This is a genomic window from Streptomyces sp. RKND-216 (assembly GCF_004795255.1).
Taxonomy (GTDB): domain Bacteria; phylum Actinomycetota; class Actinomycetes; order Streptomycetales; family Streptomycetaceae; genus Streptomyces; species Streptomyces hazeniae.
Genome location: NZ_SSBQ01000002.1, coordinates 1,543,387 through 1,558,072 on the forward strand (window position 1 = coordinate 1,543,387; position 14,686 = coordinate 1,558,072).

General features: G+C 71.6%; 13 protein-coding genes. 5 read left to right on the forward strand and 8 right to left on the reverse strand.

The window, feature by feature from the left end; genetic code table 11:
* Positions 1-4: 4 nt before the first annotated feature.
* Positions 5-415 carry a hypothetical protein gene (locus E4198_RS06500; protein WP_136182333.1) on the forward strand — a complete coding sequence of 137 codons (411 nt, stop codon included), beginning with the start codon at positions 5-7 and terminating at the stop codon, positions 413-415.
* A gap of 23 nt (positions 416-438) precedes the next feature.
* Here the strand turns inward: E4198_RS06500 and E4198_RS06505 are convergent, their stop codons facing one another.
* Genes E4198_RS06505 through E4198_RS06515 form a run of 3 tightly spaced genes read right to left on the reverse strand, consistent with a single transcriptional unit; the run spans position 439 to position 2,679 of the window.
* Positions 439-1,209: an SDR family oxidoreductase gene (locus tag E4198_RS06505; protein ID WP_136182334.1), complete on the reverse strand. Its 771-nt coding sequence runs from the start codon at positions 1,207-1,209 to the stop codon at positions 439-441.
* A gap of 2 nt (positions 1,210-1,211) precedes the next feature.
* Positions 1,212-1,622 (reverse strand): hydroxyphenylacetyl-CoA thioesterase PaaI, encoded by a 411-nt coding sequence (gene paaI, locus E4198_RS06510; protein ID WP_136182335.1) that lies wholly within the window; start codon positions 1,620-1,622, stop codon positions 1,212-1,214.
* Between the two features lie 31 nt (positions 1,623-1,653).
* Positions 1,654-2,679 (reverse strand): ATP-dependent 6-phosphofructokinase, encoded by a 1,026-nt coding sequence (locus tag E4198_RS06515; RefSeq protein ID WP_136182336.1) that lies wholly within the window; start codon positions 2,677-2,679, stop codon positions 1,654-1,656.
* 254 nt (positions 2,680-2,933) lie between these two features.
* Here E4198_RS06515 and pta point away from each other — a divergent pair, with 254 nt between their 5' ends.
* From pta to pyk, 3 genes are all read left to right on the forward strand, one after another.
* On the forward strand, positions 2,934-5,090 hold the full coding sequence (pta, locus tag E4198_RS06520; protein WP_136182337.1) for a phosphate acetyltransferase: 2,157 nt from the start codon (positions 2,934-2,936) through the stop codon (positions 5,088-5,090).
* Positions 5,087-6,346, forward strand: a complete 1,260-nt coding sequence (locus tag E4198_RS06525; RefSeq protein WP_136182338.1) for an acetate kinase — start codon at positions 5,087-5,089, stop codon at positions 6,344-6,346. Before pta ends, E4198_RS06525 begins: the two co-directional genes overlap by 4 nt.
* Positions 6,347-6,419: 73 nt before the next feature.
* Positions 6,420-7,856 (forward strand): pyruvate kinase, encoded by a 1,437-nt coding sequence (gene pyk / locus E4198_RS06530; protein WP_136182339.1) that lies wholly within the window; start codon positions 6,420-6,422, stop codon positions 7,854-7,856.
* Positions 7,857-7,952: 96 nt separating this feature from the next.
* On the opposite strand, the gene E4198_RS06535 is transcribed toward pyk, so the two are convergent.
* The 4 genes from E4198_RS06535 to E4198_RS06555 form a co-directional block, all read right to left on the reverse strand.
* Positions 7,953-9,272: a hypothetical protein gene (locus E4198_RS06535; protein WP_136182340.1), complete on the reverse strand. Its 1,320-nt coding sequence runs from the start codon at positions 9,270-9,272 to the stop codon at positions 7,953-7,955.
* On the reverse strand, positions 9,262-9,840 hold the full coding sequence (locus E4198_RS06540) for a DUF6114 domain-containing protein (protein WP_136182341.1): 579 nt from the start codon (positions 9,838-9,840) through the stop codon (positions 9,262-9,264). Before E4198_RS06540 ends, E4198_RS06535 begins: the two co-directional genes overlap by 11 nt.
* Before the next feature lie 92 nt (positions 9,841-9,932).
* Complete coding sequence (locus E4198_RS06545) at positions 9,933-10,544, reverse strand: DUF6230 family protein (RefSeq protein WP_136182342.1); 612 nt, start codon at positions 10,542-10,544, stop codon at positions 9,933-9,935.
* A gap of 588 nt (positions 10,545-11,132) precedes the next feature.
* Positions 11,133-12,092, reverse strand: a complete 960-nt coding sequence (locus E4198_RS06555) for a tetratricopeptide repeat protein (protein WP_136182343.1) — start codon at positions 12,090-12,092, stop codon at positions 11,133-11,135.
* A 129-nt stretch (positions 12,093-12,221) separates the two neighbouring features.
* Between E4198_RS06555 and E4198_RS06560 the strand changes: the two genes are divergently transcribed.
* On the forward strand, positions 12,222-12,812 hold the full coding sequence (locus E4198_RS06560; RefSeq protein ID WP_136182344.1) for a TetR/AcrR family transcriptional regulator: 591 nt from the start codon (positions 12,222-12,224) through the stop codon (positions 12,810-12,812).
* A 41-nt stretch (positions 12,813-12,853) separates the two neighbouring features.
* Here E4198_RS06560 and E4198_RS06565 read toward each other — a convergent pair whose 3' ends face one another.
* On the reverse strand, positions 12,854-14,554 hold the full coding sequence (locus E4198_RS06565) for a methylmalonyl-CoA mutase family protein (protein WP_136182345.1): 1,701 nt from the start codon (positions 14,552-14,554) through the stop codon (positions 12,854-12,856).
* Positions 14,555-14,686 lie beyond the last annotated feature (132 nt).

Here is a 14,686-nt window from a genome sequence, read left to right on the forward strand (position 1 = left end):
CCACATGCTCCGGACACTGCGCACGGCGGGCCCGGCCTGCCTTTTGACCGTCACCCTGCTCTCCGGCTGCGGTCCGGACGAGCCGTCGGCGTCCGACCGCTCCTCCCGACCTGCGGGCCCGACGGCCACCACGACCGCCGCCCCGGAGGCGGCGGCCCGGCTGGCGGGCCGCTTCCACGAAGCGGGCGGTCCCGCGGACGTCTACGGCATCGAGGTCACCGACGGGCCCGGCGACGCGCCGCTCGTCGTCGTCCGGACGCACGGCACCGACGACGCCGCGACCTTCGAGGAGCTGAAGACCTCGCTCACCGGGTTCCTGGCGCGCGAGGAGGGCGTACCGCTCCAGGAGGGCTACCTGCTGGACGTCTACGGCCCGGACGGGTCGCTGCGGCACAGGCTGGACGCCCGGCCCTGACCCTGTTCCGGGGCGGGAGCGGGTCAGCCGGTGACGCGGTGCACCTTGTGCTGCGCGGCCTGGGCGCGGGGGCGCACGACGAGCAGGTCGACGTTGACGTGCGGCGGCCGCGAGGCCGTCCACGCGATGGTGTCCGCGACGTCCTCCGCCGTCAGCGGGTCCGGCACGCCGTCGTACACGGCTGCGGCCCGGTCGGCGTCGCCGCGCATCCGGTTGAGCGCGAACTCGTCGGTGCGCACCATGCCCGGCGCGATCTCCACCACCCGCACCGGGCGTCCGCACAGCTCCAGCCGCAGCGTGGCGGCCAGCGCGTGCTCACCGTGCTTGGCGGCGGCGTAGCCGCCCCCGCCCTCGTAGGCGACGAACGCGGCCGTCGAGGACAGCACGATCACCGTGCCCTCCGCGGCCTCCAGCCGGGGCAGCAGCGCCTGGGTGACGTGCAGCGTGCCCAGGACGTTGACCTCGTACATGGTGCGCCAGTCGTCCGGGTCGGTGGCGTCGACGTGCTCGGTGCCGAGCGCCCCGCCCGCGTTGTTGACCAGCAGCGTCAGCGGGCGGTCGCCGAGGGCGTCGGCGAAGGCGCGGACGGCGGCGCGGTCGGTGACGTCCAGCGCACGCGCCTCCGCGCTGCCGCCGGCGTCGGCGATCTCGCGCGCCACGGCCTCGATGCGCTCGGTGCGGCGCCCGGCCAGCACCACATGGTGGCCCTCGGCGGCCAGCCGGCGTGCGGTCGCGGCGCCGATGCCGCTGCCGGCACCGGTGACGACGGCGGTGGGGAACACGTGCTCGGTCATGATCAACCCTCGGTGGTGCGCTGGATCGTACGGCTGCGGCCCCGGAACTCGGCGACCACCTCGTCACCACGCAGCACGGTGACGTCGTAGACGCCACTGCGGCCGAAGCGGGTGCGTTCGGTGGCGACGGCGGTGAGCACGTCGCCCTCCTTCGCGGACGTCGTGAACGTGATGTCCGCGCCCGCCGCGACGGTGACCGGGCCGTGGCTGTTGCAGGCGCAGGCGAACGCGGTGTCCGCGAGCGTGAACACGAACCCTCCGTGCGCGATGCCGTGCCCGTTGACCATGGCGTCGGTGACGGTCATCCGCACCCGCGCGGCACCGTCCCCGGCCTCCAGCAGCTCCATCCCGAGCCGCCGCGAGGCGTCGTCCGCCTCGAACATCCGGTGCGCCGCGTTCCGCTCTCCGCCCATCCGCCGATCGTAACCGCCGTCAGGTGGCGGATCAGAAGACGGCTTCGGTCTCGTCCATGCGGTGCTGCGGGACGCGCTTGAGCTCGGAGACGCCGTCGGCCAGCGGGACCATCACGATGTCGGTGCCGCGCAGCGCCGTCATCCGGCCGAACTCGCCGCGGTGGGCGGCCTCCACGGCGTGCCAGCCGAAGCGGGTGGCGAGCACCCGGTCGTACGCGGTCGGGGTGCCGCCACGCTGGACGTGGCCCAGGATGACCGGCTTGGCCTCCTTGCCGACGCGATGCTCCAGTTCGATCGCGAGGCGGTTGCCGATACCGGCGAAGCGCTCGTGGCCGTACTGGTCGATGACGCCCTTCTCGTACGGCATGGAGCCCTCGGCGGGGTGCGCGCCCTCGGCGACGCAGATGAGGGCGAACTTCTTGCCGCGCGCGAAGCGTTCTTCGACCATCTTGGCGAGTTCGTCGACCTCGAAGGGGCGCTCCGGGACACAGATGGCGTGCGCACCGGCGGCCATGCCGGCCTCCAGGGCGATCCAGCCCGCGTGGCGGCCCATCACCTCGACGACCATCACGCGCTGGTGCGACTCGGCGGTGGTCTTGAGGCGGTCCATGGCCTCCGTGGCGACGCCCACCGCCGTGTCGAAGCCGAAGGTGCGGTCGGTGGCGGAGATGTCGTTGTCGATCGTCTTGGGGACGCCGACCACCGGCAGGCCCGCGTCGGCGAGCATCCGCGCGGCGGTGAGGGTGCCCTCGCCGCCGATGGGGACGAGGGCGTCGAGCGCGAGGCGGGCGATGAGCTCCTCGGAGTTCTCGCACGCCTCGGCGAGCCGGGCGCGCTCCAGCCGCGAGGAGCCGAGGATGGTGCCGCCGCGTGCCAGGATGCCGCTGACGGATTCCAGGTCGAGTTCGCGGTACCGGCCGTCGAGGAGGCCCTTGAAGCCGTCCTCGAAGCCGATGACCTGGTCGCCCCGGTCGGCCACGGCACGGTGGACGACGGACCGGATCACGGCGTTCAGACCGGGGCAGTCGCCGCCCGCGGTGAGGACTCCGATGCGCATGAGCTTCGCTTCCTGCTCGCTGGATCACGCTGGCGGCTGTGGCAGCGTCGGGTGCTTGGGCGGTGGGATTGTTTCACGAGTTGAACGCAGGGGGCACATCCCTGTCCGGCATACGGTCCGGTAGTCGCTCCGTGACGCACCCGGCGCGACGGGCCGTGCGGTTGCGGTCCAGACCGTCAACACTGTCAGGAGCAGGGTTCCCCGCGCCGGCGCGGCCGCGAGGCGCACGACACGGACGACGAGGGAGAGCACGCGTGACGCGCAGTGTGTACGTGACCGGCGTCGAGCGGGGTGACGGCCGTCAGGTCGTGGAGCTGGGGGTGATGGAGCTGCTCACCCGGCACGTGGACCGGGTCGGGGTGTTCCGTCCGCTGGCGCACGACGGCCCGGACCCGATCTTCGACCTGCTGCGCGCCCGGTACCGGCTGACCCAGCCGGCGGGCACGGTCGTCGGCCTCGGGCACGACGAGGCGGCCGCGCTGCAGGCGGAGAAGGGCACGGACGAGCTGGTGGCGCGGCTCGTCGCCCGCTTCCACGCGGTGGCGTCCGGCTACGAGGCCGTTCTCGTGCTGGGCACCGACTTCGCCGACACCGGGCTGCCCGCCGAGCTGGCTCTGAACGCGCGGCTGGCGAACGAGTTCGGCGCGGCCGTGCTCCCGGTCGTCGGCGGCTACGGCCAGACCGGGGAGTCTGTGGTCGCCGAGGTGCGCAACGCCCACCACGCGTACGCGTCGCTGGGCTGCGAGATCCTCGCGATGATCGCGAACCGGGTGCAGGCCCCCGAGGCGGGGGAAGCCGCCCGCACCCTGACCGGACACCTGCCGGTGCCCGTGTCCGTGCTGCCCGAGGAGCCCGCGCTGTCCGCCCCGACCGTGGCCCAGGTGCGCGAGACGCTGGGCGCCGAGGTGCTGCTGGGGGACCCGGCGGGGCTGTCCCGCGATGTGCGGGACTTCGTGTTCGGCGGCGCCCACCTGCCGACGTTCCTGCCCGCGCTGACCGAGGGCTGCCTGGTCATCACCTCGGGCGACCGCGCCGATCTGATCATCGGCTCGCTGGCCGCGCACTCGGCCGGCTCTCCCGCCCTCGCCGGTGTGCTGCTCACCCTCGCCGAGCGGCCCGGACCGGAGACGATGGCGCTGGCCGAGCGGCTGGCGCCGGGGACGCCGCTGCTCGCCGTGCCGCACGGGTCGTTCCCCACCGCGGCCGAGCTGTTCGGGCTCCAGGGCAGGCTGACGGCGGCCACACCGCGCAAGGTGGAGGTCGCACTGGGCCTGTTCGAGAGGCACGTGGACACCCCGCGCCTCACCGAGCGGCTCTCGGTGGTCCGCAGCGCCCGCGTCACGCCGATGATGTTCGAGCACGAGCTGATCGAACGCGCCCGGGCCCAGCGCCGCGCGGTCGTGCTGCCGGAGGGCACCGAGGAGCGGGTGCTGCGCGCCGCGGAGGTGCTGCTGCGCCGGGACGTGTGCGACCTGACGCTGCTCGGCGACCCGACGGCCGTGCGCAGGCGCACCGCGGAGCTGGGCATCGACCTGCCGCTGCTGGAGGACGACGAACTGCCGGACACCGCCGCGGCCACCGCCCGCGTCGTCGACCCGCAGACCTCGCCGCTGCGCGAGCGGTTCGCCGAGCTGTACGCGAAGCTCCGCGCCCATCGCGGGGTGACGTACGAGTTGGCGTACGACGTGGTGGCGGACGTCTCGTACTTCGGGACGCTGATGGTGCGCGAGGGTCTGGCGGACGGCATGGTCTCCGGCGCGGCGCACTCGACGGCGGCGACCATCCGGCCGGCCTTCGAGGTGATCAAGACGAAGGCGGAGGCGGGCATCGTCTCCTCGGTGTTCTTCATGTGCCTGTCCGACCGGGTCCTGGCGTACGGCGACTGCGCGGTCAACCCCGACCCGGACGCCGAGCAGCTCGCGGACATCGCGGTGCAGTCGGCCGGCACGGCAGCGCAGTTCGGCGTGGAGCCGCGGATCGCGATGCTGTCGTACTCCACCGGCACCTCCGGTTCGGGTGCGGAGGTGGACAAGGTGCGGCGGGCCACCGAACTCGTCCGGTCGCGGCGGCCGGACCTGCTGATCGAGGGGCCGATCCAGTACGACGCGGCGGTGGAACCGTCGGTGGCGGCGACCAAGCTGCCCGACTCGGAGGTGGCGGGGCGGGCGACCGTGCTGGTCTTCCCGGACCTGAACACCGGCAACAACACCTACAAGGCGGTGCAGCGTTCAGCCGGCGCGGTGGCGGTCGGACCGGTGCTCCAGGGGCTGCGCAAGCCGGTCAACGACCTGTCGCGCGGCGCACTGGTCTCCGACATCGTGAACACCGTGGCCATCACCGCGATCCAGGCGCAGTCCGGACGGGCACCGGCTGCCGGCCGTGCGCGGGCCGGGAAGGAGGCGCGGGCATGAGCACCACCCCCAAGGCCCCCGCGGGGGCGACGCGCGTCCTGGTACTCAACTCCGGCTCCTCGTCCGTGAAGTACCAGCTGCTGGACATGGCGGGCGGGGGGCGGCTCGCGTCCGGGCTGGTGGAGCGGATCGGGGAGCAGACCTCGCGGCTCGCGCACACCACGCCCGCGGGGCGGGACGCATGCGGCCAGGAGGGCGGGGAGCGCACCCGGGAGGGCCGCATCGCGGACCACGAGGCGGCGCTGAAGGCCGTCGCGGAGGAGCTGGCGGCGGACGGGCTGGGCCTGGACTCCCCGGAACTGGCAGCGATCGGCCACCGCGTGGTGCACGGCGGGCGCCGCTTCACCGAGCCCACGGTGATCGACGACGCGGTGCTGGCGGAGATCGAGCGCCTGGTGCCGCTGGCGCCGCTGCACACCCCGGCGAACCTCACCGGCATCCGCACCGCGCGGGCGCTCAGCCCGCATCTGCCGCAGGTGGCCGTCTTCGACACCGCGTTCCACACCACGATCCCGGAGCCCGCGGCCCGCTACGCGATCGAGAAGGAGACCGCCGACGCGCACCGCATCCGTCGCTACGGCTTCCACGGCACCTCGCACGCGTACGTGTCCCGCCGGACGGCCGAACTGCTGGGCCGGGACCCGTCCGAGGTGAACGTGATCGTGCTGCACCTGGGCAACGGCGCGTCGGCGTCGGCGGTGCGCGGCGGGGTCTGCGTGGAGACCTCGATGGGGCTGACGCCGCTGGAGGGCCTGGTCATGGGCACCCGCAGCGGCGACACCGACCCGGCGGTGATCTTCCACCTGGCGCGGGTGGCGGGCATGTCGGTGGACGAGATCGACACGCTGCTCAACCGCCGCAGCGGCCTGACGGGGCTCTGCGGCGACAACGACATGCGGGAGATCCGCCGCCGGATCGAGGAGGGCGACGAGGCGGCGCGGCTGGCCTTCGAGGTGTACACGCACCGGCTGAAGAAGTACGTGGGCGCCTACTACGCCGTGCTCGGCCGGGTGGATGCGGTGGCGTTCACCGCCGGCGTCGGGGAGAACGCGGCCGAGGTGCGGGCGGCGGCCCTGGAGGGGCTGGAAGGGCTGGGTCTGTCCGTGGATCCGGGACGCAACGGGGTACGCGCCCGGGAGCCGCGGCTGATCTCGCCCGGGGGTGCCCGGGTCGCGGTGGCCGTGGTCCCCACGGACGAGGAGCTGGAGATCGCCCGGCAGACGTACGCCCTGGTCGGCGCCGCGGAGGCGGCATGATGAGGAGGACCGTATCGGAGCCGGCTCACCCCCGTACGTTCCGCTTCTGAACAAAACCGATAGGATCGTCCTCATGCGCCGTTCCAAGATCGTCTGTACCCTGGGCCCCGCCGTCGACTCCTACGAGCAGCTGAAGACACTGCTCGACGCCGGCATGAACGTGGCCCGCTTCAACATGAGCCACGGCAGCCAGCCGGAGCACGAGGAGCGCTACCACCGGCTGCGGAAGGCCGCGGACGAGGCGGGACGGGCGGTCGGCGTGCTGGCCGACCTCCAGGGGCCGAAGATCCGCCTGGAGACCTTCGCCGAGGGGCCGGTGGAGCTGGTCCGCGGCGAGGAGTTCACCATCACCACGGAGGACGTGGCCGGTGACAGGTCGCAGTGCGGCACCACGTACAAGGGCCTGCCGGGCGACGTGGCCAAGGGCGACCCGGTGCTGATCAACGACGGCAACGTGGCGCTCCAGGTCGTCGAGGTCGACGGGCCGCGGGTGCGCTGCATCGTCATCGAGGGCGGTGTCATCTCCGACCACAAGGGGATCAACCTGCCGGGCGCGGCGGTGAACGTGCCGGCACTGTCGGACAAGGACGTCGACGACCTGAAGTTCGCGCTGGGAATGGGCTGCGACATGGTCGCGCTGTCGTTCGTGCGGAACGCCGCCGACGTGCGCGACGTGCACCGGGTGATGGACGAGGTCGGCCGCCGGGTGCCGGTCATCGCCAAGGTCGAGAAGCCGCAGGCCGTGGAGAACATGGAGGAGGTCGTCCTCGCGTTCGACGGCGTGATGGTGGCGCGCGGCGACCTCGCGGTGGAGTACCCGCTGGAGCGGGTGCCGATGGTCCAGAAGCGACTGATCGAACTGTGCCGGCGGAACGCCAAGCCGGTGATCGTGGCGACCCAGATGATGGAGTCGATGATCACCAACTCCCGCCCCACGCGCGCCGAGGCGTCGGACGTGGCGAACGCGATCCTGGACGGCGCGGACGCGGTGATGCTCTCCGCGGAGTCCTCGGTCGGCCAGTACCCGATCGAGACCGTCAAGACCATGTCGAAGATCGTCGAGGCGGCGGAGCAGGAGCTGCTCAGCCACGGTCTCCAGCCGCTGGTGAAGGGCAAGAAGCCGCGCACGCAGGGCGGTTCGGTCGCCCGCGCGGCGTGCGAGATCGCGGACTTCCTGCACGCCAAGACGCTGATCGCGTTCACCAAGTCGGGCGACACGGCCCGGCGGCTGAGCCGCTACCGCGCCGCGCAGCCGATCCTCGCCTTCACCACCGAGGTCGCCACCCGCAACCAGCTGACGCTGAGCTGGGGCGTGGACTCCTTCGTCGTCCCGCACGTCAACACCACCGACGAGATGGTGGAACTGGTCGACGCGGAGCTGCTGAAGCTCCAGCGGTACGACGCGGGCGACAAGATGATCATCACGGCCGGTTCGCCGCCCGGCGTTCCGGGCACCACGAACATGGTCCGGGTGCACCACCTCGGCGGCGCGGAGCAGACCGCCGTCTGACCGGCCCCCCCCGAACGGACGGGAGAAGGACGGGAACGAAGGGCCCCGTCTCCACCGCGCGGTGGAGACGGGGCCCTTCGGCCGTCGCAGCCGGGGTCAGCCGCCGGTGATGGTGGAGTGGAGCCCGGGGACGGTCAGCGTGCCGCCGAACTGCCCGGCCTGCTGGACCGTCACGTCGGTGAAGAAGACGTCCGGCAGGTTGAGCGGCGGCGGGTGCTCCGGGTCGAAGGTGATCGGGATCAGACCGAACAGCTTGCCCTCCAGACGCTCGGTGTAGAGCGTCACCTGTCCGTCGCGGATCGTGGAGGTGGAGCCCGGCGCTGCCTTCACGTGGTACTGGAGGCCGTCGTGCCCCTGCACGATCTGGTGCAGGTCGCCGATGTCGACGGTGTCGGCGGTGAACTTGAGGACCTGCTTGGTGCTGCCGTCCGCGGTGCGGACGTTGAACACGCCCTCGTAGTCCTGGCCGCGGATGGTCAGCGACGAGGCCTTCAGCGTCCACGGCTGGTTGGGCAGCATGGCGGGCGTCTGCTCCGCCTCACCAGCGACCTTCTCCTCCTCCACGCAGGGGAAGACCTTCTTGCCGTCCTCTCCCACCGGCAGCTCGGTCTCGTCCGTCGCCCCGTCGTCGCCGGCCTCGTCCGAGGACGCATCGTCGCCGGACGAGCCGGACAGGCCGTCGGTGACGTCGCCCAGGCCCTCCTCGACCTTGCCGACAGTGTCCTCGACGCCTTCGCCGACCTCGCCGACGGCGTCGCCGACCGGGTCGGAGGACTCCTTCTTCTCCGGCTTCTGCGACGCGTCCGGGGTCTCGGAGGGCGTGGGCTCCGGCTCAGCCTTCTTCTCGCGGTCGCCGCCGCCCAGCAGGTCGCCGAGAGCGTCGCCGACGCCCCCCAGCAGGCCGCCGGAACCGTCCTCCTCCGACGGGCTCGGCCCGGGCTCCGCGGAGCCCCCGGAGCCGCCCGAACCGGACGAGCCTCCGGCCGCGTCGTCACCGGAGCCGGAGCCGGAATCCGAGCCGGAGTCCGACGCGTCATCCTGCTCCGCGTCCTCCTTCTCCTGCTCGGCCTTCCGCTCGGCCTCGGCGCGCTTGCGCTCCTCCTCGGCCTTCGCGGCGGCCTCCGCCTCCTCCTCCGCCTCCTCCTCGGCGCGGTCCTGCTGCGAAACGCAGGGACCGTCACTGAAGGGGTTCTTGGGCAGCGGCTTGGCGTAAGCCAGCTGCGGCGTCACACCCATGCTCATCAGGACGGCGGACGGCATGGCCACCATGGCCACCGCCTTGCTCGCCGGCACGTTCAGCCGGGTCAGGAAGGGCTTCTTGGGCGCCGCGTGCCGTGGGCCGGTTCTTGCCCGGCGAGCGCCCGGAACGGAATTCTCCGCTCCAGTCGCCTCCTCGTGCAGCTCGTCACCCGGCACGGTGCCTCCCGTTCGCGTTGTTCGCGTCCGCGCCCGCCGTCGGGGACGAGGGCGTTCCAGTGACTGACAGGTCGTCGAGGGCGCTGCCTGCTCCCTGGGCGGGGACGTGCGCCGTGTCGCCGGCGTCGTCCGCCTTCGACTCGGCGGAGTCGGGCGGCGACGACCGTACGGGTTCGCCGGGCGCCCAGGACAGGCAGAGGGCACCGCCGACCAGCCCCAGCAGGAAACCGATCAGGAAGGCGCCGAAGTTGGAGACGACCAGAGAGACCAGAGCCAGCAGGATCGCCGCCACTCCGGCGAACACCCGGGAGTGCGGCTGGAACCACATCGTGATCCCGAGGACCACCAGCAGGATGCCGATGATCAGCGAGCCGGCACCCGCCGTGGTGGACATGCGGATGGTGAGCGACCCCAGGGTCAGGTTCTGGTAGGGGATGTACATGATGGGGATGCCGGACAGCAGCGTCAGCATCCCGCCCCAGAACGGGCGCTGTCCGCGCCACACCCGGAAATTCCGGCGCATCCGGGCGAACCGGTCCGCCTCTCGCGCATGCGTGTCGGCGCTCATAGGTACAGCTCCTCGGGGACTGGCACAGGTATTGCGGGGTGAAGCATCCGTACGGGCGCGGAAAGCGCACCCGCGCCCGTACGGTCAGTGCCTCAGTAGCACTCGTGCTTGCCCGTCTTCACGGACATCTTGAGACCACTGAGCTTGAAGGTTCCGGCCGTCGTCGCCCAGGCACGCTGCTTGACGTCGGTCAGCACGGCGCTCTCGGCCTGCTGGGCGAAGGAGCCCGGCAGGTACTTGTCGCCCTTGTGCGGACCGGGGCCCTTCGTGGTGTCGTCCACCGAGACGCCGATGTCGATGTTCTTGAACGTGGCGTTGGCGGACAGGACGTCGGCGTCGACGTACAGCTTCTTCGCGACGACCGGGTCCTTGTCGCCGGCACCCAGCACCATCGACACGTCGCCGAACCCGGGGACCGGGACGACGACGGACTGGCACAGGCCCTTGATGTCGGCGCTGTTCATGCCGACGACGGTGACCGGCTTGACACCCTTCGCGGTGCTGTCCACCGCGCCGTACTGGGTGAAGCCCTCGGCCTCGATGCGCTCGGCCGTCAGCTTGAACTGCTGGCCGGAAACGCTGAACGAGGCCGCGAGCGCACCCTGGGAGAGGGCGACACCTATCGCTGCCGTTGCGGCAACGCTTGGGACCATGACGACGGCGAACCGCTTCCATCTGGTCCCGCCACGAGCCAGGGACTCCATGACTTTCCTCCTTCTCGGACGTACATCTCCGATGCGGGCCTGCGGTCCCGCACGGGATGGGAGAAGTGCTACGTCCTCGGGAAGGAGAGCGCCGTCACCTGGGGACGCGAGCATGTCACTCCCGAACTGCCGGCGATCACCCCCGAGCGACAACCACTGGCCACGCTCTCGCGCAACCCGCACTCGGACAGGCCCTGCCGTTGTGGCAGAGACCCCCCTGTCCGCGACCGGTGATCGTGCTCACCGATCCACTCGGTGGGGACCCGTCAACACCGGGACCCGGATGGTGCCGGGACTACGGGAGAACGGACCGAGCGTGGCCGATCGTGGTGCATCTGCGGCTGACACACAAGGGGTTCGTTACTTGCGAGTAACGACCGGACGCCCGAAGCGGGGCAGCTCAGCTTAGAGCGGCGACAGCCCGTGTCGGACACCGGATCCGCAACGCGGGGATTAGTCGGACATGCCATCCCGAAACCGGCGGAGTGGCTTACTGCGAGTAACGGCGGCCGCAATTGCCAAGTTTTGGCAAAGCGCGGCCGCCGTGTCGCTAAATCAACGCCTATCGGATCTTGCTCTTCCGCCTGTTCAAAACAGTACGCGCGCCAGGGCACTACGGGCGGTGACCACACGCGGGTCGTCCGCGCCGATCACCTCGAACAGCTCCAGCAGTCGCAGTCGCGCGGCCTCCCGGTCCTCGCCGGCGGTCCGCTGCACCGTCTCGACCAGACGCCCGAAGGCGTCCTCGACGTGACCGCCGACCAGGTCCAGGTCCGCGGCGCGGAGCTGGGCGGCGACGTCCGCCGGATTCCCGGCCGCCTCCTTGCGCACCTGCTGGGCGTCCAGGCCCTGGACGCGGCCCAAAAGTTCGGCCTGCGCCAGACCGAGCTTCGCCTCGGTGCTGGCCGGGTCGTCGGCGAGCACGTTGCGGTAGGCCTGGACGGCGCCGGCCAGGTCGCCGGCGTCCAGCGCGTCGTGCGCGGCCGCCAGGGCCGGGTTCTCGGGCACCTGCGGCTCCTCGGGCGCGGGAGTCTGCTCGCCCTCGGGAGCGCCCTGGAGGCCGGTGATGCCGAAGCGCTGCTCGGCGACCTGCACGAGCTGGTCCAGCGTCTCGCGGACCTGCTGCTCGGGGGCGGCTCCCTGGAAGAGCGGCAGCGCCTGCCCGGCGACCACCGCGAAGACCGCGGGAATGCCCTGGACGCCGAACTGCTGGAAGAGCATCTGGTTCTGGTCGACGTCGATCTTGGCGAGCAGCAGCCGGCCTGCGTACTCCTCGACGACGCGCTCCAGCAGTGGACCGAGCTGCTTGCACGGCCCACACCACTCGGCCCAGAAGTCGATGACGACCGGGACCTCGGCGGACCGCTGGAGGACCTCGTTCTCGAACCCCGCCTCGTCGACGTCGATGACGAGACCGGCGGGCGGGGGCGCGCCGCCGCCTTCGGCGGCCTGAGCGCGCGCCTGTTCGGCCTTCTGCCGGGCTTCCCCGGCCGCCTTGACCGCGGCGAGGTCGACCGCTCCGCTGATGGACATGTTGCGTGACTGCATGGGACCAGTCTCCCCCCTCCGCGGACGGTTCGTCGCCCGATCCCCACAGTCCGGCGAGGACGGTCGTTTCGATACGAGTCGTAGCGTAACACGGAGCCCCCGGAACGGCGTCCCGCTACGCTGCCCGGCATGGCACGACCCCGCAGCACCGCCGCCGACGGCGCGATCCTCGACGCGACCCGGGCCGCGCTGGTCGAACTCGGCTGGTCGAAGCTGACGATGGGCGACGTCGCGGCCCGCGCCGGCGTCGCCAAGACGACGCTCTACCGGCGCTGGCCGGGCAAGAACGAACTGGTAGTGGACGCGGTCGCGGTGCTCTTCGACGCGCTCGAACTCCCGGACCGGGGCAGCCTGGAGGCCGACGTCGAGGGCGTCGTCCTGTCCTTCGCACGACTGCTGGAGCGGCCGGAGACGCAGACCGCGCTGATGGCCGTGGTCGCCGAGTCCACCCGCGACCCGGCGCTGCGCGCCCGGATCCGCACCGCGGTCGTGGACCGCCAGAAGCGCCTGGTACTGGAGGGCCGGGAGCGCGCGCAGCGGCGCGGCGAACTCCCGCCGGACCAGGACGAGGAGTCCGCCGCCCGCCACGTCGACCTGGCCTTCGACGTGATCGCGGGCGCGGTGGTGCACCGGGCACTGGTCAGCGCGGAGAAGGTGGACGCCGACTGGGCGTCCGCCTTCTCCCGGCTGCTGATCGGCGGTCTCGGCGCGGTGGGCTGAGCGTTCGGCCGCCCCGGCAGCCCGAACGACCGTTGCGCGGCTCAGAAGACCGGCGGCTCGGTGTACTCGCCCCACTCCTCGCGCAGCGCGTTGCAGATCTCCCCGAGGGTGGCCTCGGCGCGGATCGCCTCCAGCATCGGCCCGATCATGTTCGCGTCCGAGCGGGCGGCCTTCATCATGTCCTCCAGCGCGCGGGTGACCGCGGCGTCGTCCCGGCGGGACTTGCGCTCGCCCAGCTCGCGCACCTGCTCGCGCTCCACCTCGTGGCTGACCCGAAGGATCTCCAGATCGCCGGTGACCGAGCCGGTGTGGCAGTTGACGCCGACGACCTTCTTGTCGTTCTTCTCCAGGGACTGCTGGTACTGGAAGGCGGCCTCGGCGATCTCGCCGGTGAACCAGCCGTCCTCGATACCGCGCAGGATGCCCGAGGTGATCGGCCCGATGGGGTGGTTCTCGTCCGGGTGGGCGCGGCGGCCGCGCTCCTTGATCTGGTCGAAGATCTTCTCCGCGTCCGCCTCGATGCGGTCGGTGAGCTGCTCGATGTACCAGGCGCCGCCCAGCGGGTCCGCGACGTTGGTGACGCCGGTCTCCTCCATCAGCACCTGCTGGGTGCGCAGCGCGATCTCGGCCGCCTGCTCGCTGGGCAGGGCCAGGGTCTCGTCCAGCGCGTTGGTGTGCAGCGAGTTGGTGCCGCCCAGCACGGCGGCGAGCGCCTCGACGGCCGTACGGACCACGTTGTTGTACGGCTGCTGCGCGGTGAGCGAGACGCCGGCGGTCTGCGTGTGGAAGCGCAGCCACTGCGCCTTCTCGGACGTGGCACCGTAGACGTCGCGCATCCAGCGGGCCCAGATGCGCCGGGCTGCGCGGAACTTGGCGATCTCCTCGAAGAAGTCGAGGTGCGCATCGAAGAAGAAGGACAGGCCGGGGGCGAACCTGTTCACGTCCAGCCCGCGGGAGAGACCGAGCTCGACGTAGCCGAACCCGTCGGCGAGGGTGTACGCCAGCTCCTGCGCGGCCGTGGAACCGGCCTCGCGGATGTGGTAGCCGGACACCGAGAGCGGTTTGTACGCGGGGATCTCGTGCGCGCAGTGCTCCATAAGGTCGCCGATCAGGCGGAGGTGCGGCTCGGGCTGGAAGAGCCACTCCTTCTGCGCGATGTACTCCTTGAAGATGTCCGTCTGCAGCGTGCCGTTGAGCACCGCCGGGTCGACGCCCTGCCTCTCGGCGGCCACCAGGTACATGCAGAAGACCGGGACGGCCGGGCCGGAGATCGTCATGGACGTCGTCACGTCGCCCAGTGGGATGTCGGAGAAGAGGATCTCCATGTCGGCCGCCGAGTCGATGGCGACGCCGCAGTGGCCGACCTCGCCCAGCGACTTCGGGTCGTCCGAGTCGCGACCCATCAGCGTCGGCATGTCGAAGGCGACCGAGAGGCCGCCACCGCCGGCCTCCAGGATCATCTTGTAGCGCTCGTTGGTCTGCTGCGCGTTGCCGAAACCGGCGAACTGGCGGATCGTCCAGGTACGGCCGCGGTAACCCGTCGCGTGCAGGCCGCGGGTGTAGGGGAACTCGCCGGGCCAGCCGATGCGGTCGAAGCCCTCGTAGGAGTCGCCCGGGCGCGGTCCGTAGACGGGGTCGACCGGGTCGCCGGACAGCGTGGTGAAGTCTGCGTCGCGCTTGCGTGCCGCGTCGTACCGGGCCTGCCAGCGCAGGCGCCCTTCCTCGATGGCCTCAGCATCCATGCGGTGTCGTCTGCCTCTCTGTGCCCCTCGCACCGGGCGGCGGAGGCGGCGAAAATACTAGGACGTCCTAGTAAGTGTCCGCCCCGAAGGCACCGCAATGCAAGGCGGACCCCTCAGACGCAGGTCACACGG